The sequence below is a fragment of the Clostridium aromativorans genome (genome assembly GCF_020908015.1).
GTDB classification, from domain to species: Bacteria; Bacillota; Clostridia; order Clostridiales; family Clostridiaceae; genus Clostridium_B; species Clostridium_B aromativorans.
Window position 1 is genome coordinate 18,496 of the sequence record NZ_JAJJPB010000018.1, and the last position, 20,675, is coordinate 39,170.

At 35.4% G+C, this 20,675-nt stretch carries 18 protein-coding genes and 1 pseudogene; 5 read left to right on the forward strand and 14 right to left on the reverse strand.

Features of this window, described 5'->3' with window-relative positions; translation table 11 throughout:
* Positions 1-5: 5 nt before the first annotated feature.
* From trxB to LN736_RS13015, 4 genes are all read right to left on the reverse strand, one after another.
* A complete protein-coding gene (gene trxB, locus LN736_RS13000; RefSeq protein WP_179977497.1) occupies positions 6-953 on the reverse strand; it encodes a thioredoxin-disulfide reductase in 948 nt (315 codons plus the stop codon).
* A gap of 94 nt (positions 954-1,047) precedes the next feature.
* Positions 1,048-2,538: a glycine betaine uptake BCCT transporter gene (locus LN736_RS13005; RefSeq protein WP_150355786.1), complete on the reverse strand. Its 1,491-nt coding sequence runs from the start codon at positions 2,536-2,538 to the stop codon at positions 1,048-1,050.
* A 76-nt stretch (positions 2,539-2,614) separates the two neighbouring features.
* The gene (gene grdH / locus LN736_RS13010; RefSeq protein WP_150355787.1) at positions 2,615-3,928 is read right to left on the reverse strand and encodes a betaine reductase selenoprotein B; all 1,314 of its coding nucleotides are present in this window, start codon (positions 3,926-3,928) and stop codon (positions 2,615-2,617) included.
* Positions 3,929-3,942: 14 nt separating this feature from the next.
* Positions 3,943-5,268, reverse strand: coding sequence for a glycine/sarcosine/betaine reductase component B subunit (locus LN736_RS13015; protein ID WP_150355788.1), 1,326 nt, complete (start codon positions 5,266-5,268; stop codon positions 3,943-3,945).
* Between the two features lie 292 nt (positions 5,269-5,560).
* Between LN736_RS13015 and LN736_RS13020 the strand changes: the two genes are divergently transcribed.
* Complete coding sequence (locus LN736_RS13020; RefSeq protein WP_229981682.1) at positions 5,561-6,226, forward strand: TetR/AcrR family transcriptional regulator; 666 nt, start codon at positions 5,561-5,563, stop codon at positions 6,224-6,226.
* A 204-nt stretch (positions 6,227-6,430) separates the two neighbouring features.
* Here LN736_RS13020 and LN736_RS13025 read toward each other — a convergent pair.
* The 6 genes and pseudogenes from LN736_RS13025 to LN736_RS13050 form a co-directional block, all read right to left on the reverse strand.
* Positions 6,431-6,858 (reverse strand): annotated as a pseudogene (locus tag LN736_RS13025) (DUF134 domain-containing protein).
* Between the two features lie 124 nt (positions 6,859-6,982).
* Positions 6,983-7,801, reverse strand: coding sequence for a sulfite exporter TauE/SafE family protein (locus LN736_RS13030; RefSeq protein WP_229981683.1), 819 nt, complete (start codon positions 7,799-7,801; stop codon positions 6,983-6,985).
* A 100-nt stretch (positions 7,802-7,901) separates the two neighbouring features.
* Positions 7,902-8,507 carry a ribonuclease H1 domain-containing protein gene (locus LN736_RS13035; RefSeq protein WP_150355791.1) on the reverse strand — a complete coding sequence of 202 codons (606 nt, stop codon included), beginning with the start codon at positions 8,505-8,507 and terminating at the stop codon, positions 7,902-7,904.
* Positions 8,508-8,622: 115 nt separating this feature from the next.
* Positions 8,623-9,276, reverse strand: coding sequence for an HAD family hydrolase (locus LN736_RS13040; RefSeq protein ID WP_150355792.1), 654 nt, complete (start codon positions 9,274-9,276; stop codon positions 8,623-8,625).
* 42 nt (positions 9,277-9,318) lie between these two features.
* Positions 9,319-10,155: a deoxyribonuclease IV gene (locus LN736_RS13045; RefSeq protein ID WP_150355793.1), complete on the reverse strand. Its 837-nt coding sequence runs from the start codon at positions 10,153-10,155 to the stop codon at positions 9,319-9,321.
* Positions 10,156-10,169: 14 nt separating this feature from the next.
* Positions 10,170-10,643 (reverse strand): methylated-DNA--[protein]-cysteine S-methyltransferase, encoded by a 474-nt coding sequence (locus LN736_RS13050; RefSeq protein ID WP_179977499.1) that lies wholly within the window; start codon positions 10,641-10,643, stop codon positions 10,170-10,172.
* 219 nt (positions 10,644-10,862) lie between these two features.
* On the opposite strand from LN736_RS13050, the gene LN736_RS13055 reads away from it, so the two are divergent.
* The 4 genes from LN736_RS13055 to LN736_RS13070 all read left to right on the forward strand — a co-directional run bounded on the left by LN736_RS13055 (position 10,863) and on the right by LN736_RS13070 (position 14,091).
* Complete coding sequence (locus LN736_RS13055) at positions 10,863-11,237, forward strand: GntR family transcriptional regulator (protein ID WP_150355798.1); 375 nt, start codon at positions 10,863-10,865, stop codon at positions 11,235-11,237.
* 14 nt (positions 11,238-11,251) lie between these two features.
* Positions 11,252-12,112 (forward strand): ABC transporter ATP-binding protein, encoded by an 861-nt coding sequence (locus tag LN736_RS13060; protein WP_179977502.1) that lies wholly within the window; start codon positions 11,252-11,254, stop codon positions 12,110-12,112.
* Positions 12,112-12,750, forward strand: coding sequence for an ABC-2 transporter permease (locus tag LN736_RS13065; protein ID WP_229981684.1), 639 nt, complete (start codon positions 12,112-12,114; stop codon positions 12,748-12,750). The genes LN736_RS13060 and LN736_RS13065 overlap by 1 nt, the downstream gene beginning before the upstream one ends.
* 183 nt (positions 12,751-12,933) lie before the next feature.
* Positions 12,934-14,091, forward strand: coding sequence for an aldo/keto reductase (locus tag LN736_RS13070; protein WP_229981685.1), 1,158 nt, complete (start codon positions 12,934-12,936; stop codon positions 14,089-14,091).
* Positions 14,092-14,228: 137 nt separating this feature from the next.
* Here the strand turns inward: LN736_RS13070 and LN736_RS13075 are convergent, their stop codons facing one another.
* From LN736_RS13075 to LN736_RS13090, 4 genes are all read right to left on the reverse strand, one after another.
* Positions 14,229-14,879 carry a class II aldolase/adducin family protein gene (locus LN736_RS13075; RefSeq protein ID WP_229981686.1) on the reverse strand — a complete coding sequence of 217 codons (651 nt, stop codon included), beginning with the start codon at positions 14,877-14,879 and terminating at the stop codon, positions 14,229-14,231.
* A 31-nt stretch (positions 14,880-14,910) separates the two neighbouring features.
* On the reverse strand, positions 14,911-15,954 hold the full coding sequence (gene mtnA / locus LN736_RS13080) for an S-methyl-5-thioribose-1-phosphate isomerase (protein ID WP_150355803.1): 1,044 nt from the start codon (positions 15,952-15,954) through the stop codon (positions 14,911-14,913).
* 19 nt (positions 15,955-15,973) lie between these two features.
* Positions 15,974-17,182, reverse strand: a complete 1,209-nt coding sequence (gene mtnK, locus LN736_RS13085; RefSeq protein ID WP_326839087.1) for an S-methyl-5-thioribose kinase — start codon at positions 17,180-17,182, stop codon at positions 15,974-15,976.
* A gap of 127 nt (positions 17,183-17,309) precedes the next feature.
* Complete coding sequence (locus LN736_RS13090) at positions 17,310-20,561, reverse strand: DEAD/DEAH box helicase (protein WP_229981688.1); 3,252 nt, start codon at positions 20,559-20,561, stop codon at positions 17,310-17,312.
* Positions 20,562-20,675: the final 114 nt, after the last annotated feature.

Here is a 20,675-nt window from a genome sequence, read left to right on the forward strand (position 1 = left end):
ACCCTCTATTCTTCAAAATTATTTTCTATATATTTCCCAGCCTGTACAGCTGCTATTGCTCCGTCTGCCGCAGCTGTAACTACCTGCCTCAGCGGTTTTTCCCTAATATCTCCGGCTGCAAATACTCCCTCAATATTGGTTTCCATCTTATCATTTGTTATAATATATCCCGCCTTGTTCATTTTAATTTTGTCCTTAAATAAACCATTAATAGGCAAATAGCCAACAAAAACAAATACTCCAAATGTGCCGTCGTCCTCGTCAGCAAAATACTCATTTGTTTCTCCAGTTTTCGTATTTTTAAATACAGCAGACTGCAGCAATCCATCACCTTTTAACTCTGTTATCACTGAATTCCACATTATTTCAATTTTGGGATTTTTAAAGGCTTTTTCCTGTATGGATTTTGCTGCCCTGAGTTCATCTCTTCTATGAACTATAGTGACCTTTCTGGCAAACCTCGTCAGATATATAGCTTCTTCAACAGCTGAATCACCACCTCCTACTACAAACACCTCTAAATCTTCGAAAAATTCTGCATCACAAGTTGCACAGTAAGATACACCTTTACCAATTAACTGGTTCTCCCCAGGACATCCAATATGCCTTGGAGTAGCTCCAGTTGCAATAATTACAGCTTTAGCCTGGTATTCTTCTTTAATTCCCTTTAGCTTTTTTATTTTTCCGCTAAAATCCACCTCTTTTATTTCATCTTTTTTTCTTTCTGCTCCAAAGCTCTCAACCTGCTCCTCCATTCTGGCAATCAGGCTGGGGCCGGTGGCCTTTTCTACTGAGCCCGGATAATTAGCTACTTCATCTGTAATTACAATCTGCCCACCCACTTTACTTCCTTCCAGTATCAAAGTTTTCATTCTAGCCCTTGCTGCATATAAAGCTGCAGAAAGTCCTGCAGGGCCAGAACCAATTATGACAATATCGTAGATATTATTCATGCTACACCTTCTTTTCTAATATTTCAGTAATATTTACCTACTATTGATGTAAATTACTTTTAATTCACTATTTTCAGATACTACTATTTCTTCTTTAAACTTTCTCTTGCCGAAGAGCCTTGTATATACTGTAGCACATGACGAGCATAATCAGCATGAATGGAAATGCAGCAGCAATAGAAGCTGTCTGAAGTGTCTTTATCGCAGCAGTGCCTCCTACTAGAACAAGCATTATTGTAACAGCTCCCTGGGCAATTCCCCAAAAACCGCATAATTTTTTACTTGGATTCAGGTCTCCTCCCGATGTCAACATACTCAGTACATAGGTCGCTGAATTAGCAGCTCCTGCAAAGGACGCGATGATCAGGATAATTGCCAACGGCGCAGTGATGAAATAGAGCGGCATATGCTGCAATGTTGCAAATAAGGCAGTCGAGATATTGGATTTAACAGCTAACTGGATGGCACCGTGTGACAATGCATCTAGATTAAACGCAGCTCCACCATAGATTGCAAGCCATATAAAGCAGAAACCAGAAGGCAGGAAGACTGATGCAAGTATGAATTCCCGAATAGTACGTCCTTTGGAAACACGTGCTATAAACTGACCTACAAATGCTGCCCAAGCAATATACCAAGCTCTGTAGAATACTGGCCAAGCTTTAGTCCATTCAATATTGCCCATCCACAGACTCTGTCCGACAAAGTTTTGAATATAATCACCCATAGTTTGAGTAAAAATATTTAGTATAAATACCATTCCGCCAAACAGGAAAATAAATACCATAAATCCAATTGAAAGCCATACCTTCACATTAGCAACAGCCTGCATAGCCTTATGCAGTCCGGATACGGTAGCCGCTGTGAATATCACTGTCATGATTGCGATAACAACAGCAGTCATACCAGGTGTCGCTTTAATTCCCCAGATATATTCTACTCCTGTGGCAATCTGATCAGCTCCTAGTCCCAAACTGGTCGCTACTCCAAACATCGTAGCAAATACCGCTATTATGTCGATGGCTTTACCTATAGGTCCGTGAATGCGCTCACCAAGTATTGGATAAAAAGCTGAGCTGATTAAGCATGGAAGGCCTTTGCGATACTGAAAATAGGCCAGAGCTAAACCACAAATCGCATAAATAACCCATACATGAATACCAAAATCATTAAATACAATTCGCATGGCATCATGCATAGCTTGCGGAGTCCCTGGTTGCCCCACAGGTGGTGACATATAATGAGTTATCGGTTCAGCAATCGCCCAGAAAACCATCCCTATGCCCATTCCTCCCCCAAATAGCATAGTAAACCACTGGAAGTTTGTAAATTCCGGTTTTTCATCATCCAACCCTAGTTTGATATTGCCAAAACGACTGAGAGCAATAACAAATAGAACTATTGTAAAGATAAACGCCGACATGAGATATAGCCAACCAAAATTAGTAGTTAGAAATGATAACACACCATTGGCTCCTTTGGCCATTTGAGAAGGCAGGATTATACTAAATGCTACAAATATCAGAGCTATGCCTGCAGAAACATATAAAACCGATCGATCTGTTGTTTTTTGTTCACTTGACATAATTAATTTTCCCCCTTGACAAAACCAATCCAAATAGGTCTCATCTACTTTAACAAGACCTATTCAGTTAACTGATTCAGATTTTTACTTTAAAGACAGTCGGTTCTTTAATGTCTGTCGCTAAAGCATCCAGTGCCACTCCTACCCTGTGATATCTAAGCTTCCACTGCTGCTCTTTTGAATCTGCCGGATTTCCAAGTGGATATGGTATAGATATAGTTGGCACTATTCTGTTTGAGCCAACCGTAGTTGCAACAGGAATCAGATTGCACATTTGAACTATGGGGAAACCTGCTCTTTCAATTTCTTTTACCATCGTTGCACCGCAACGTGTACAAGTTCCTCAGGTGGAGGTTAATATAACTCCATCTACTTTAGCTTCTTTTAAGTACTCCACAATTTCTTTGGCCATTCTGGCAGCCTCACCCTGTGTCGTACCTGTTCCTACAGTTGAATAAAAATATTCATGAAGTTTTCCTATTTTTCCTTCTTTTTCATATGCCCTCAAAGCATCCAGAGGAACTATGACATTTGGATCTGCATTAGCTGCAGCCGGGTCAAAACCTGCATGTATTGTTTTAAATACTCCTGCTTCCAGCCTATCCATTTTGGAATAGTCATACCTTCCCCACCTTGTAGCAGATGCAGATTGAATTCTGTCAGGATTGTCTACTGGAACTATTCCTCCTGAAGTCACTACTGCTATATTAGCTTTACTTAGGTCTTTTATAGCAGAAGCTATAGGTACCATATCTTTTTTAGGAATAGGAAGTTCAGTTTGAAATTTCTCACCATTAAGTTTGTCAATCAGCATTTTTACAACTCTTTTAGCTGCAGGTTCCTTGGATTCGAGCCATACCTGGTGTCTTTTACCTCTTCCGTAATAGCCCTCTGCATCAGCCCATAAAAGTTCTTCACCGTTTAATATTTTGTTTCCAAAATCAGCCATAATTTTCATGTCGCGTCTCATTCTTCCTGCATTATTTCCACCCTTGAATATATATACATCTTTTTTAAACATCTCTACTCCAGGATTCTCAACGTGCATGGAGGTGATCGCAGGAACGTTAAACTTTTCTTTGACAGCTTTGCAAATAACTCCGCAGGCATTTCCATATCTTCCTGCCTGAAAAGCGGGGCCTGCAAAAAAGATATCAAATTCTTTTCCCTCGAGAAAGCCCAATATTCTGCCTACAGCTTCTTTTTCATTGGAGCCCATAAAGTTATCACCGCATATTATGGTATGGGTAACTTCGGCATCTTTAAGATATTTATTTAATGCCATAGCCGGTCCAACCAGGCCTTCTCTTATTTCAGGTTCAAAATCAGCTTTATCCTCTCCGCCTATTTGTCCAAAGAATTGATTTATATATAAAATTGCTTTTTTCATATTGTTCCACCTCCCTAAAACTCTTTCATTGTTTTTGGCGACCATCCACAAATCTGATCTCCGCAGAACATAGCATTGTTTTCCATAATTATTGAACCATCTTTTCTCACAGAAGGTCCCAGTATCTCATCATTTGCCCAGCCACCAGACAATCCATCTCTGCTAAGGGACTCAAGCTCACCAATTACCGTTCTCATAGGAGGAAGTTCTATTAATTCAGATACGTTTCCCGTAGAAACTATGGCATTGGCTTTCTCGTCAAGGGTAACCAGAGGCTGTGATTCTCCATCTCGACCTGTACACTCATTTGTAATTCCTACAGTTTTGATTCCGGCATTTTCCAGTGCCACAATACATGCAATAAAATCAGCATCAGGGTTACCATAGCCTTCCTCAGCAACTATGGCACCTTCTGCACCCAAAGACTCTGCCATTTGAGCTACAAACAATGCCGCTCGGTTTTTCTGTTCCAAAGCAACATTCAAATTTGACATTATAACACCCAGGAAATTTATTGTTTTGCCATGCTCTGAATATAACTCTTTGATAGTAGGATTGTTTTGAAAATCATAAGTTGCCCATTTTGACGAACAGGGCATAAAGCTTCCCGAAATCATTGCACCATCTAGAATTTCATTTGGATGCATGAATGTGGGAACAATGTGATTTGTGTCCCAGCCATAAACAAGATCATTGTATCCCATCTCCTCCATCTGCGATTGAGGCTGCATAACAAATACAACACCTGGAAGTTTTTGAAGGTCTTCAGATCTCCTTGTAATAGGATCCAATTCGAAAGTTTCAACATCTTCAGGCTCTAAATCCTTAACACAGCTTCCTATATATTCCGCTAGTTTATGTCCTGCCCACCTTAAAGCCTTATTTTTCTTCTGCTGTTCATTTTTCTCAAAACCTTCGTCTGTATCCCCAACAAGAACAATGTTTTTAATCTGTGAAAAATAAGTGTACTTGGCTCCTTCACCACTCATATCAATTAAACCATCCTGAAATCCACCCCAGTGTTTTCCAACCACAAGCAAGCTGCAGTCCTTAAGCGCATGCGTGCAACCGTTTCCAACCGGAGCTACATCTCCAGTTACCCCAGGAAATAATGTAGTCCCATCAACCTTAACCCTGCATTCAATAGCTTCTTTTACAGGAACAAGGCGAACTTCATCCCCAGGCTTCACAATTAAAAGATCTGCCTCTGTAATGTGTTCGTCTTCCAGTACATAATCTAAGGCTTCTTTTTTGTTAATTGTCAAAATACCATCTTTATAATTTGTTGATTCGCCAAAAAAAATGTCCTTTACATGGAAGTTTCCAATTTCAAGTTTCATTATTCTACCTCCTCTATTAAAATTATTAAAATTGTCTAAACAATTTTACTTGTATAAATTTTAACATATCATGTTTGATTTATCAATCATGATTGATAAATAATCATGATTGAAAGTTATAGAAATATCAAATTGGTTTTATCATAAATTTCAATAAAGCTGAAAATGATTACAATATCTACATTTTAACCTATACATCTATAAAAATTTAAAATACATCTTATAACATTGAGTAATACACTTGCACTATGTTATAATAGGTTATATGAATCAAACATTTTTGGAGGGCAAAATGAACAAAAAAGATATAAAAAAGTATAGAAACATGAGTTATTTTATTGATGCTGCTGCACGTATTATTGATGAGGAGGGAATTGAATTTGTTACCATAAGGAAGGTTTCAGATTTGGCGGGATACAATAGTGCTACCATTTACCACTACTTTAAAAACCTGGATGAACTTATATTATTTGCTTCAATAAAACATCTTAAAGAATATACCTTAAACTTAGAAAAATATATAGAATCAGCAAAGGGCAGTATAGAAATATACTATAAAATATGGGAATGTTTTTGTAAATACTCTTTTTTAAACCCTCAAATATATAACAATATTTTTTTTGGAAAACACAACGACTTCATACCGCATATAATTCAAGAATATTATTCCATTTTTCCTGAGGAACTGAGTGGAAATTCGAAAGAACTCCTGCCAATGCTTTTGGGCAGTGATTTATATACAAGAAATTTAGTATTATTATCAAAAATTCAGTCAGATGGCTATCTAAATGAGTCAGATTTAGATGACGTTAATGAAATGACAATACTGCTATATCATGGGATGCTGATAAAAGTTTTAAATTCAGAAAACCAACTAAAAATAGAAGATATATTACCAAAAACCCTTAGATATATTAAACAGATCTTAAACTCTTTTATAATAAAGAAAGAAAACTAAAACTCTATGTTCAAATTAATTACAATTTCCTATGTGCCAAAAATATCTCCAAACAGAATATTTTTGGCACATACATTCTTCTATTATTCAATTTTTTCTTCATACATATGGAGTCCAAAAATCCACAAATACCGGCATATCATTTGCAAAAAAACTTTTTACGTATTTTTAGTCTTTATCTTTTTTATTTAATTTAATATTTTATCAGAATTTATCATCTTTTCTACCTAATTTACACCATCTTTTGCAGAGATTAGCTTTTTTATTACAAATAACTTTATCCAAACCGCAGGAAGGGCAGACATATTTGTCTTCTTCTTTTTTTATTTCATATACGTTGCCACAATTAAAACATTTAAATTTGCAGAATACAGGCCTGTAGTTTCCTCCACTTATCCTTATTGAATTTCCCTGTGTCAAAGCAACAGCTGTTTTTTCTCTTGCACTATCTATTATATTTTGAAAAGTCTGTCTGGACACATGCATTCTTTCAGCACATTCTTCTTGATTTAATTTTTCAATATCTTTCAGTCTCATTGCTTCAAGTTCCTCAACTTTTATTACTATATCTTTTATTTAGCATTTTTTCTACCTGCTGGTATAAAATAATTATATTCTGGTAACTTTTCCATTCTTTTATAAAGGAGTGCAAACCATAATAAATAATTTCGATAAAATGAACGCTTTAGAATTTGAAAAAAACTTCAAGAAATTAAAGAAAAGAGAAAATTTGTATTAAATATTGTACTCATTAATTTAGAGAGCCATAAAAAATATCCTTACTCCTACAAGAGCTAAAGCAGCTGCAAGGCTTCTAATTATTGTCACTCCATGAATTTTTTGTGAAATTCTAGCGCCTAATTGTGCTCCGAATAATACACCAATTGATAACGCAACAGTTTGAATTACGCCAGATTGAAGTGCTCCGTCTACTATATGAACTATCGTTCCTGATAGTGACATCGCTGCCAGGACAAAATGTGATGTGGCGGTTGCAATATGAACCGGATAATTTAATACGTTAATAAGTATTGGAACATGTATTATTCCACCTCCTATTCCTAAAAAACTAGATATAAGGCCTACAAAAACACTTAAAATAATCCCAACAATAGGATTATATGAAAATGTATGTTTTACTCCTTCAATATCTATTACTGTTCTTGTAACATATCCCTTCTTAACTACTATATTGCTTTTCATTGCTTCCTTTTTCGTTCTCACCATTAAGAACACTGACACAATAACCAATATCACACCAAATATTCCATTGAAAATGCGCCTTTGTACATATGATGTTATAATTGATCCTATTATTGATCCCGGAAGCGCTGCAATTGCAAACATTATCCCGGATTTATAATCTATACGTTTCATCCTAGAGTAAGCAAAAGAACCAGATAATGCATTAAAAAATACAACTGCCAAAGAAATGCTAGTTATAGTATCTGGGCTTTTGTCAGGATACAACAACAACAATATAGGTACAAGTATGAAACCTCCACCAGCACCAATTAAAGTTCCAAATGCTCCAACGAGGAATCCCAGAGGAGTTAGCCATAATAATTGTATCAATTTAAAAAACCCTTCTTTCTGCCATAATTATTAAGACCTATTATTTGAAATATAAGAATGTACCCCTAGAAATTCGGACACTAAAATAACCAAAGACTCATTATAATATTTCAACAGCTTTTTTTGCCAGTGAATCAGCTAGATCATTATACTTATCTTCGCCTGAATGAGCCTTGATTTTCTTAAATTTTATCTCTATCCTTTTCATATATTTTTGCATAAAATCCCTGTAGTCCTTAGTAAGAATCTTATTGGCCTTCCACTCGCCTGTGGCCCAACATTCAATGCCCTTGTAATCATATGCAATAACTACACTTGTAAAATCATTTGCCAATGCCAGTTCAACAGCTTTCAAAGCTCCCCTTATCTCACCAAATACATTTCTACTTTCAATCATATCGCTGATTCTAAATGCTCCCAGATCCTTAAAGAGTACAGCATCATTTTTTACCATAACCACGCCATACCCAGCTATCTTCTTACTATCATTATAGGAACCATCCACATACGCATAGAGAACATCTTCTTCACATGTATTTCGAGGTAAATCAGCCCTATCCTGATTTAAAAATTTAAGTGCAGAATCATAATCCTTAAATTTCTTGTATACAGCTCCGGAAAAACCTTTGATCTGTATTTCACAATCTTCCCAATTATCAAATATACCCGTATTTTTTCCCTGTTTTACGGCATAAAAATTTGGCATTCAACAGATACCTCCTTTTCTCTTGCTTGTGTAAATTCATGAAACCATTATATCATATATTTTAATTGCATCTAAATGCATACTATTTAACAATAAAAAAACTCAGAAACAGAAATTATTTGATAAAATCAATAAGTTCCATAGGCCTTCCAATAAGAGCCTTTGCTCCATTTTTTAACAGTTCATCAGCTTTTCTAAATCCCCAGGTAATACCTATGGCATACATACCAGCACCATTAGCTGTTTTCATATCCACACCTGAATCCCCAAGATAAAGATAGCTCGGAGGTGAAATCTTTGAAAGTCTGGATATCTCCAGTGCTGCAGAAGGATCCGGCTTCTTAGGAATACCTGCCCGTGAACCGAGAACATAGTTAAATTTTTTCATTCCGAAAAATTTGTCAATTATTATCTTTGTAAAATTATCAGGTTTATTTGAAAGTACCGACATGTTAATTTTCAAAAAATAAAGCTCGTCCAATAGTTCGTTTATTCCGCTGTACGGTTTTGTCAGTTCATGCCACCTTTTATTATATTCATCTATAAATTCTGCCAAGCACAGTTTCACCATTTCATCATTTGAATTATTTTCTGGCAGAGCCCTCAATACCAATTTCTCAATACCATTTCCAACAAAATATTTATATTTTTCCACGTCATGTACAGGAAATCCATGCTTAATCAATACAGTATTCATTGAATTAGCCATATCATCAAGTGTATTTAAAAGCGTACCATCAAGATCAAAGATAACTCCAGAATAACTCATAATCAGCTCTCCTTTTATTTACATTTTGCTCATAATCACCAGTCACTGCCATGTGTAAGATTCTCTCAGCATTTTAATTTCTCTTGCATAACCCGGCAGTTCATTGGGAGTTTCTAAAAAGAATGGAAGATGGCACAACCTTGGGTGATTTATAATTCTTACAATGGCTTCTTTCCCGATAAAACCCTGCCCAATTTTCTCATGGCGATCCTTATGACTTGAAAATGAGTTTTTACTGTCATTTAAATGTATTGCCTTGAGTTTATCCAATCCGATTATTCTGTCAAATTCATCTATAATACCATCCAAATTATTTACAACGTCATATCCCGCATCGTAGACATGGCAGGTATCAAGACATACACCCATTTTATCAGAAAGTGCAACTCTATCTAATATACACTTTAATTCTTCAAAACTCCTCCCAATTTCTGTGCCCTTTCCTGCCATTGTTTCAAGTAGAACAGTGGTAGTCTGCTCAGGTATCAATATGGAATTAAGCATATCTACAATGTACTTTATTCCAACCTGAACCCCCTGCTTCACATGACTCCCTGGGTGAAAATTATATAGATTATGGGGCAAATACTCCATTCTTTTCAAATCATCCTTCATAGTTTCAGATGCAAATTCCCTAGTTTTTTCATTTGCAGAACAAGCATTTAAAGTGTAAGGTGCATGAGCCATAACCACAGAGATTTTATTCTCCTGCATAATTTTTAAAAGTTCATTTATATCTTCAGGATCAATTTTTTTAGCCTTTCCTCCCCTTGGATTGCGGGTAAAAAATTGAAATGTATTGGCCCCTATCTCAAGTGCTGTTTTTCCCATTGCTTCATAACCCTTGGCAGCTGATAAATGACAACCTATATTCAACATAATTACTACCTCCATTAAAGTGCTGCATTTACATTTTCTATTTTTAGAAGTTTCTTTTTTAAATCCAATCCTCCGGCATAACCTGTTAAATCTCCATTGGAACCTATAACACGGTGGCAGGGAATAAAAATTGGAATAGGATTCCTGTTATTTGCCATTCCCACCGCCCTGCAAGCTTTTTCATTACCTATATACGTAGCTATTTCCTTGTAGCTGCGAGTTTCACCATAGGGAATTTCCTCAAGTGCCTTCCACACTTTTTTTTGAAATTCCGTACCTGTAGGTGCCAGGGGCAGATCAAACAATTTCCTATTCCCATTAAAATACTCCTCAAGCTCCAGATATGCTTTTTTCAACAGAGGTGTTTCTTCAACAATATCATATTTTTCGCTAAAACTATTTTCAAAATACAGATTTGTAATGGCCTTTTTATTTTCGGCAATTCCTATTCTGCCTATTGCAATATCATAATAAAATATATTACTCATATTTTTTCTCCATTTTAATAAATTTGCGTTTTTTCTAAACACAGTATATCACAAATCTGTATTTTTTCATAAATTCAAATTTAATTATTGATCTATTTTACAGTTAAATGTTTTTCAACAAGAAGATCATTTTTTTCCATTGACAGAAATATAAATATTGTATATACTGTGTATATATTAATATATACAGTATATATGATTTTCAAAGGAGTACTACCTATGAACATAATTATTTCCAATATATCAAAGGATCCTATTTATGAACAGATTACAAAGCAGATAAAAGACAATATAATAAAAGGCAGCATTTCCGAGGGTGAACTTCTGCCTTCAATAAGAAATCTTGCCAGAGAACTTAAAATAAGTGTCATAACGACTAAAAGAGCCTACGAAGAACTGGAAAGGGAAGGTTTTATAGAAACAGTTCCTGGAAAAGGCTCTTATGTATCATCACAGAACAAGGATCTTTTAAGAGAAAAAAAGATCAAATCGATTGAAGACAAATTGATGGAAGCCATAGAAGAGAGCAAAATCATTGACCTTACAAAAAAAGATCTGGAAGAAATGCTGGATATTCTATACGACAATATGTAAATGGAGGAGATATCATGGATAACATTCTGGAGATTATAAATTTAGGTAAAACCTACAAGGATTTTACCCTGCACAATATAAGTTTCAATTTGCCCAGAGGATACATTATGGGGCTCATAGGTCCAAATGGTGCAGGTAAAAGCACTACCATAAAGCTCATAATGAATCTTGTAAAAAAGGATTCAGGGATTATAAAGGCTTTTGGCCTGGACAATTTAAAATACGAAAAGCAGATAAAACAAAGGATAGGCTTCGTATATGATGCAAATTATTTTTACGAGGATCTGACTACAACAGCTATGAAAAATATCATATCCCGTTTTTATAAAGATTGGGACGATAAAACTTTCAATAGATATATGGACGAATTCAATCTCCCCGGGAACAAAAAAATAAAACAGCTTTCCAAGGGAATGATGATGAAATATTCTCTTGCCATTGCCCTTTCCCACAATGCCGAATTCATCATAATGGATGAACCCACTTCAGGACTGGATCCGGTCTTCAGAAGTGAAATGCTGGATATACTCTACTCCATAATCCAGGATGAAAACAAAGCAATATTGTTTTCCACCCACATAACCACGGATCTTGAAAAAATAGCGGATTACATCACTTTTTTAAATTCAGGCAGGATAGTTTTTTCAGACACAAAAGATAATATTTTAGATAGTTACGGCATTGTAAAAGGTGATAAAAATCTGCTGCAGCCCGATATCAGGAAAAAATTCGTAGGTATAAGAGAAAATTCCTATGGATTTGAAGGCTTGACCAATAACAGCTCAGAAATAAAAAAGCTGTTCAAGGACAACGTTATAATTGAGAAAGCCACTCTGGACGATATCATGGTATACACTATAAGGGGGAACAAATAATGTGGAATTTGGTTTTAAAAGATATACTTTTACAAAAAAGAACCTTTGTTATACTTGTCTTAATTTCAATATTATTTACCATTAGTTTTAAAGATAATACCAGTGTTATCTATACATCTACCGCTGTTTTTACGGGCTACGCATTTTTAAGTAACAGTTTCTATCGCGACGAAAGAACTGAAATGATGCTGAACAGCCTTCCTATCAATAGAATAAATATAGTTATATCAAGATACCTGTCTCTGTTTATAGTTTTGATTATCAGCACAGCAGTTTTGTCTTTAGTTTTTATCTTTACAAAATATACAGGCATAGTACAACCCCCTGCAAGTGTAAATACTGAAGATATAATAGTAGCCCTGATAAGTATTCTGCTTTTCAGCAGTATACTTATCCCCATATATTTTAAATACGGATATTTAAAAACAAGATATGTGGTGATGATATTGTTCTTAGGTACATACTTTGTTTTTATGGCATTTGCAAAAATATTCGGTGAAAAAATTCAGCCTTTTATCATCTATTTGAGCGGTATTTCTGAAATCACAATGAGGTTTATTATTCTGACCATATGCCTGATCGTACTTTTGCTGTCGTTTTTTCTGTCCTATGAAGCCTATAAAAACAAGGAGCTGTAAAAGGGGGTCTGACCCCATTCCAAAAAATGGAATGGGGTCAGACCCCCCCTTGCAAAATTCACCATTATGTATATAATATTATGTATACATAATATTACTTATGTATATACTGAGCTTACTCTAAAATTTATAATATTTGTATGCTCAATCTGTTACAATTATTAATAAAAGGGAGGATGGCAAATGTTATATCGAAGTTTCGGTAAAACAAATGAAAAGGTTTCAATTTTAGGTTTTGGATGTATGAGGCTTCCACTGCTTCCTGGAGGCGACTCCAGTAAAATTGATGAGAAAAAGGCCATAGAACTAATTCGTTATGCAATCGACAATGGTGTAAATTACGTGGACACCGCATATACCTACCACGGGAACAGTTCAACAAAAGGGGGTGAAGGTGAGCCTCTTGTAGCAAAAGCATTAAAAGACGGTTACAGGGAAAAAGTCAATTTGGCCACAAAGCTTCCCAGTTGGTTAATAAATCAAGGAAGTGACATGGACAAATATTTAAATGAACAATTAAAGCGTTTAGAAACAGATCATATAGACTTTTATTTGATACATTCACTTAACCGTGACAACTGGAAAAGAGTAAAGGAAAATGGTGTTGATGAATTCCTAGACTCTGCTATAAAAGATGGCAGAATAAGATATGCCGGATTTTCCTTTCATGATAAATTAAAACTCTTTAAAGAAATAGTAGATTATTATGATTGGTCATTTTGTCAAATACAGTACAACTATTCAGATGAAAACTTTCAAGCTGGAACAAGGGGATTAAAATATGCCGCCCAAAGGGGACTTGGAGTTACAATTATGGAACCACTTAGAGGAGGAAAACTTGTCAACAGCCTGCCTAAAGAAGCCAGAGCTATTTTTGATAGATCGGGCTTTAAGAGGACACCAGCTGAATGGGGATTGAGATGGGTATGGAATCACCCAGAAGTGAAAGTTGTCCTAAGTGGAATGAACTCCATGGAACAAGTCAAGGAAAACATAAAGACAGCAAGCAAGGTTGAGGCAAATTTATTGACAGAAAAAGAATTGAAAATAATTGATCAAGTTAAGGATGTCTTTAATTCAAAGATGAAAGTCAACTGTACCGGCTGTGAATACTGTATGCCATGTCCATCTGGCGTAAATATTCCAGGATGTTTCAGTGCCTATAACAATTACAGTATTTTTGGAAAAGGTGACGATACCTACAATTCCATTTCATCTGAACACAGGGCTTCAAAATGCAAAGAATGCGGCAGATGTGAATCTCTATGTCCTCAAGGCATTTCAATACGCAGTAAATTAAAAGACGTCAGGTATCTGCTCGAAAAAGTACCTGCACTTTAATTTTATTTTTTACAAACTGACGTTATAGACATTGACAGGTAATGGCACAAACCTCTTTCATTTCAAAACTCCTGCCTTTTGTGCCTCTTCCCGTCATTGTCCAAAAAATACTCTATTTTTAAAAATATCTTTCCACTTCATTTAAATTTCACGTAGGAAGGATATTTCCATTTTTTCAACTCTTCCTTAGGCAGAACATTAGGCTCCTTATTGCTGTTCAGCAGCAAAGCTCTATAATATATTTCCGCTATTTCCTCTACATATCTTGCTTTAAGATAGGCACTTTCTATATCTTTACCTACGGTTACAACTCCATGGCTTTCCAATAAACATGCATCCGATTTTTTAAGTGGCCCAACTATGGACTGAGCCAATTCTTTTGTGCCGGGCCTTTCATAACGTGCCACATATACAGTTCCCCCATAGTATACAGATTCATATACAATTGGTGGAATTTCTTTTTTCAAAACTGCAAAAGATGTTGCAAATCGTGAGTGAGTGTGTACTACAGCACTAATATTCTTTCTTGAATTATAGGCATAAATGTGCATCAGTACTTCACTGCTTGGTTTATAATCTTTTTTGTTTTCTATTACATTCAAATCCTGATCCAGTACACATATGTCCCTGCCAGTTAGATCCTTCCTGTCTACTCCCGAGGGAGTTATCAATACGCATCCTGTATCTCTATCCTTAATACTAAAATTTCCAGATTTATGTTTGCACAGCCCCTCTTCTTCTGCTTCTCTTGCCACCGCAGCCAATTCTTCTTTTTTATCTTCAAGCATAATACTCCCCTTTCTACCTTCAATTTTCAGTTTAGATTATCTTTTTTAAATTTTCTCCAAAGGGCGGATATACTATACCCTTTTCCGTTACTATGGCAGTTATATTTTCGTGAGGTGTTACATCAAAAGATGGATTATATACCTTCACTCCACTAGGTACAGTCCTGACTCCAAATCTGCAGGTGACTTCCTCAGGATCCCTCTCCTCTATAGGTATATCCTTTCCAGTTAGAGTATTTAAATCTATACTCGGTGTAGGTGCCGCTATATACATCGGTATATTGAAATACCTCGCCAAAATTGAAACTCCAAAAGTGCCTATTTTATTTGCCGTATCGCCATTGGCAGCTATCCTGTCACATCCTACTATTACAGCATCAACCTTGTGCTGAGACATAACCACAGCTGCCATATTGTCTGTAATAGTTGTCACATCTATTCCCGCCATGTAGAGTTCAAGTGCAGTAATGGTAGAGCCCTGAAGCCTAGGCCTTGTCTCATCTGAATATATTTTAAGATGCCATCCTCTCTCCTTTGCAATGTACATAGGTGCCGTAGCCGTTCCATATTTTGATGTGGCCAGCTGTCCTGCATTGCAGTGAGTTAATATTCCCATATTATCCTTGAGCAGTGTAATCAAATTTTCTCCTATGCTCCTGCATATCTTGATATCTTCACTGTGAATCCTTTTGGCTTCATCCCTAAGTATTTTCTTTATTTCAGGAATTGGTCTATCACTTTCATCTTTAATTTTTCTAAGCATTCTCTTCAATGCCCAGGAAAGGTTGACAGCAGTAGGTCTACTTGAATTCAAATACTGCGCTTTCTCTTCTACATAGTTATAAAATTTTTCAAAAGAATCCTCAGGCGCACTTCTAATTCCAAAATACAGTCCATAACCTGCTGTCACCCCTATAGCAGGTGCACCTCTTACTATCATCGTCTTTATAGCATCATAAATTCCTTCAACCGTACCATAAGTTTTATACTCTATATAGTTTGGCAATTTTGTCTGATCCAAAAGTACAAGCTTATCTTCTCCATCTTCCCACTTAATAGCAAATAATTCAGACATTTTCTTACCTCCCCAAATTTTATTTTGCAGAATTTCTAATTAATTTTATAAATTCATCAATGGAATCAACATCGTCTCTATTTAGGAGAATAGATTGTCCAACTTTTAATCCCATTATCTGAGCTTTGGCTCTTTCCCTAAGGTCCTTTACTGCATCTATGTCAGGTACATGGGCCATTCCAATAATTCTTCTCATTATCTCACAGGCGCAAAACCCAACGGTTTCATGAAGCAGATTTCTCACATAATATTTCCTGTAACCAGCTATTTTTGTTATTATATCTTTTGATTTATTTTGCCAAAGATAATTAAACTCCTTTAAAAATTCCCTCCATATATCTTCTATTGAAGTTAAAAGATAGACCCTATAACGTTCAATTTCCACTTTAGACTTATCTCTTCTTCCCTCCCAGGAAACATAATTCAAAATAAAATTAGCAAACAGCAGTCCCATATCGTATCCATAAGATCCATAAAATGCAAACTCGCAGTCAAACACAATAGTCTTTTCACTGTTTATAAATATAGAACCTGTATGCAAATCTCCATGAAGCAGTGACTCGGCTTTTGTCATGAATATATTCTTCAATTTTGAAACTTCAAGACATATTTTTTCATTTTCCCAGATTTCCTCTTTGACATAATCTCTTATATATTTATTAATTTCATTGGATCCAGCATCCATGTAAGGATCATTTAAAACAAGCTTTTCAGTTATATCACATAATTCAGGGTTTATAAATTTTCCTACAATTTTCTTCTTTTCCATAGGACTCATTCCCATATCCGATGTCAGGAATAAATTCCTTGCCATAAACCTCCCTATCTGCTGAGGAAAATTTTTAAAGGTTTTCATCTCCATCATGGCTTTTCTCAGGATTTCCATATCACCTAGATCTTCCATCACAGTCAATGCATATTCATTACTGTGGTAGTATATTTTTGGAACGCTGCCTGGACAAACTTTGTCCTGAAGTTTAAGTGTCTCAGCTTCTATTCTGTTTCTGTCTAAAGTCAATTTCCATCCTTCTCCTGCAATTTTCAAATAGGGAAGAGCTTGTTTTACAACAACTTTCCTATTATCATTTAGATCCACCACCCTGAAAACATAATTTAAATTGCCATCCCCTATTTCTCTGCTCTCAATTTCATGATCCTCTGGAAATATACCTACGCTTTTCAAATAATCACCTATGGTGCTTAATGTCATTTCTTTATACCCGCTCATTTTTAAGCCTGATTTTCAGCAATCAGGTCTTTTCACCTCTTCTTTCCCCTATATATTTTTATCCATTATAGGCCAAATATGAACAACTTCTTAAAATAGTATAACACAAACGCACTTTACCCGGCAGCTATACTTTTTGCTCAAATAATTTTAAAATCTCTTCCTCTGTCAGCGAAGCAATTCCCTGGCCTCCTGAAAGCTCTCCGCCAAGCAGGCTGTCTATAAGTTTCTTCTTTTCATCTTGCAGCTGTATTACCTTCTCCTCGATAGTACCTTTGGTCACAAGCTTTATAACCTCTACTACATGTTTCTGACCTATTCTATGTGCTCTGTCTGTAGCCTGCTGTTCTACTGCAGGGTTCCACCATGGATCAAAATGAATTACTACATCCGCAGAAGTTAAATTCAATCCTGTTCCACCTGCTTTTAAACTTATTAAGAATACCAAATTACTGCCGGTATTGAACTCATCTACCAATGTCATTCTATCTTTGGACGATACAGATCCATCCAGATAACTGTAATCTATACCCTCTATTTTCATCCTGTTTCCAATATTTTTAAGTATGGAAGTAAATTGTGAAAACACCAGTACTTTATGTCCTTCCTCCGTACTCTGAATTAAAAGCTCCACAAGTGCCTCAATTTTTGCACTCTTCCCATTATAATTTTCCATTATTACAGATGGATCAAGACAAAGCTGTCTCAATTTTGTAATGTATGCCAGTATCTCAATTTTACTGTTTTTAAATTCATCCTCCTTTACTTTCTTCTCAATGAGCTCAATGGCATGTCTTGCATAGGTTCCATAAACTTTTTTTTGCTTATCTCCCATGTTTACCATGACAGTTCTTTCTATTTTATCCGGCAGTTCCCCTACGACATCTTTCTTTCTTCTCCTCAAGATAAATGGTTTTACAAGTTTCTTCAGATCTTCAATTACCACAGGTTCTTCTTTGAATCTCTTGTAATACCTCACACTAAATCTCTTCTCATCATACAGATATCCCGGCATTATAAAGTCAAATATGGACCAGAGCTCCATGACGGAGTTCTCTACAGGAGTACCTGTAATAGCAAACCTTCTTCTTGCATTTATGTTCTTTACAGCTTCAGCATTTTGAGAATGGGGGTTCTTTATATACTGGGCCTCATCCAGCAGACAATAGTCAAATTTTATATTCTTATAGATCTTAAGATCTCTTTTTAAAAGACCATAGGTAGTTATAATCACATCATACTCATCTATATATTTTATCTGTTTTTCCCTACAGCTTTTTGAGCCATTCACCGCTGCTATCTTCATATCCGGGGCAAACTTTTCAAATTCATGAATCCAGTTATACACCAGGGATGTAGGCACAACAATTAATGACCTGCTTCCTGTACTTGACAGCAGAAAAACAATAACCTGCAGAGTTTTCCCGAGTCCCATTTCATCTCCCAGTATTCCTCCAAATCCAAGATAATCCAGTGTCTTAAGCCAATTATATCCTATTTTTTGATATTCTCTCAAAGTACCTCTTAAATTTTCAGGTTCCTTGAATTCAAGATCTTTTACATTCTTGAATTTATCAACTATTCTTTTAAGTTCAGCTGTTCCCTTTATATATCTTATATGATTCTTTTTCATATAGTTATTTATATAAACGCTCTTATTTTTATCTATCTCAATGTGATTATCCCTTATATTTCTCTGAGAAACCACATCCAGAAGTTTTAAAAACTTTCTAAGTTCTAGCTCCTCCAAATCCAGATATTCTCCAGTTTTCAATTTGTAATATTTTAAATTGTCTCTAAAAGCTCTGAGTATTGAAGCTGTTTCCTCTGAAGGTATATCCCCAAGTTTAAACCCCATCTCAAAATAGTCATATTTCCCTGATTTAATCTCTCCACTTATGTCTTTACTTTTTATAAATTTTATACCCCTGAAGTTTTCAGAATAAAACACATCTCCCATTTCTTGAAGTTTTCCTACTTCCTCTTTAAAAAATCTGAACGCATAGTCATCTCCCCTCATAAAATGGAATTTATTTTCAACTCTTTCAAATCCAAGTGATCCTAATGTCTTCAAAACAGCTTCCTCTTTTTTGGAATCTCTATATACGATCTTTCCGGTATAGTCTTCAAATATATTAAACTCAAAAGCACCATATTTTACTTTGACAATAAGTATAATCCTGGTGCCCTCTTTATCAAAGTAAAATTTAAACTCGCATTTTTCATTTACCACCTTGTTCTTTATAGCTTTTGACAAAACAATATTATCCGACAATAAATTAAGCCTTGGAATCAGTTCTCTAAGTATGACATCTTCCTCATCTCCCTGAAATGCAACTGAATTGTTTCCACTGAATACATCAAGAAAAGGCTTTATTCTAAAACAGTATTCCCTGTCTGGAAGATATATGGTTGAACCGTAGAAAAACACATTGTTTCTAGATCCCAAAACCATGGGCATTCCATTTAGAACCCTTAAAACATAATCCTCCTTTACCATTTTCAAATCAAATTCCAGTGGTGGAGGGCTATCAAGTATTTCAGTTTCAACACACCTATATAAAAATCCTTCATTTAAATATACCCTGTGTTTTTCTATTACTTTAAAAAATTCTCTCACCAGATAATCTGGTATATGTATATATTTCCCATCTATATTTGACTTCTTTACTCTTCCCCGATATGTGGAGCTTCCCTCTACACTTTTCAGCATCTGAATAAAATCCACAAGACATTTATCCCTCGTGCTGAATTTATCTTTTTTCATATCAAGAGTGAAATTTTTTCCATAGACTACAGGTATATTATTGTAAATTACCAGCAAAAATTGATCTATATCTTTAAGTACATAGAGATTTCCTGAACTCATTGAAGTAAGCCCTATTTTAAACTGAGCGGAGATCTTATTCTCCCATTGATTTCTATCCACATAAACTTCTATTTTTATCTCCTTCTTATTTTTCTCATCACCTAAAAGCACAGATAAAGTATCCAAATTCTTATATTTAGATTGAAAAATATTCTCAGATTCTGATTCACACAAAAGAGAAAAATCTTTTAATTTGTCAGCAGCCCTGTAAAAAGTAGCTATCAGATGCTTGCAGCAATAGTTTTCCCTTCGGAATTCATTATTTTCATAATCTCGACAACTGCAGTAAGTTGATACTATGTTTTTATTCTCCGCATCCAATTCAATTTCCGTATTGTATTCACTTACAAGGCTTTCCGAAATGACTCTGCCCTTTATATACACAAGTGTCTCCCTGTTTGTGATCTCTATAGAAGAAACCAGATCATTGTCTATAATTCTCATTCCCTTGGCATGATTTTTTCCGCTTATCTGTTCATTAAATAACTGCAGTAATCTGTCTTTATTCATCCTACCACCCTGATATCCTATATTTTATACAGACTTTAATTATACCACAAATAAACTTCCAGGATAAAATCATATAGAACAGGTAATTTTCTAGGTCATATTCACATAAACTAT

Excerpts from the sequence above, each read along its gene's own strand:
- trxB (WP_179977497.1), bottom strand. The coding sequence starts at position 953 with ATGAATAATATCTACGATATTGTCATAATTGGTTCTGGCCCTGCAGGA.
- LN736_RS13005 (WP_150355786.1), bottom strand. The coding sequence starts at position 2,538 with ATGTCAAGTGAACAAAAAACAACAGATCGATCGGTTTTATATGTTTCT.
- LN736_RS13015 (WP_150355788.1), bottom strand. The coding sequence starts at position 5,268 with ATGAAACTTGAAATTGGAAACTTCCATGTAAAGGACATTTTTTTTGGC.
- LN736_RS13020 (WP_229981682.1), top strand. The coding sequence starts at position 5,561 with ATGAACAAAAAAGATATAAAAAAGTATAGAAACATGAGTTATTTTATT.
- LN736_RS13035 (WP_150355791.1), bottom strand. The coding sequence starts at position 8,507 with ATGCCAAATTTTTATGCCGTAAAACAGGGAAAAAATACGGGTATATTT.
- LN736_RS13040 (WP_150355792.1), bottom strand. The coding sequence starts at position 9,276 with ATGAGTTATTCTGGAGTTATCTTTGATCTTGATGGTACGCTTTTAAAT.
- LN736_RS13045 (WP_150355793.1), bottom strand. The coding sequence starts at position 10,155 with ATGTTGAATATAGGTTGTCATTTATCAGCTGCCAAGGGTTATGAAGCA.
- LN736_RS13050 (WP_179977499.1), bottom strand. The coding sequence starts at position 10,643 with ATGAGTAATATATTTTATTATGATATTGCAATAGGCAGAATAGGAATT.
- LN736_RS13055 (WP_150355798.1), top strand. The coding sequence starts at position 10,863 with ATGAACATAATTATTTCCAATATATCAAAGGATCCTATTTATGAACAG.
- LN736_RS13060 (WP_179977502.1), top strand. The coding sequence starts at position 11,252 with ATGGATAACATTCTGGAGATTATAAATTTAGGTAAAACCTACAAGGAT.
- LN736_RS13065 (WP_229981684.1), top strand. The coding sequence starts at position 12,112 with ATGTGGAATTTGGTTTTAAAAGATATACTTTTACAAAAAAGAACCTTT.
- LN736_RS13070 (WP_229981685.1), top strand. The coding sequence starts at position 12,934 with ATGTTATATCGAAGTTTCGGTAAAACAAATGAAAAGGTTTCAATTTTA.
- LN736_RS13075 (WP_229981686.1), bottom strand. The coding sequence starts at position 14,879 with ATGCTTGAAGATAAAAAAGAAGAATTGGCTGCGGTGGCAAGAGAAGCA.
- mtnA (WP_150355803.1), bottom strand. The coding sequence starts at position 15,954 with ATGTCTGAATTATTTGCTATTAAGTGGGAAGATGGAGAAGATAAGCTT.
- mtnK (WP_326839087.1), bottom strand. The coding sequence starts at position 17,182 with ATGAGCGGGTATAAAGAAATGACATTAAGCACCATAGGTGATTATTTG.
- LN736_RS13090 (WP_229981688.1), bottom strand. The coding sequence starts at position 20,561 with ATGAATAAAGACAGATTACTGCAGTTATTTAATGAACAGATAAGCGGA.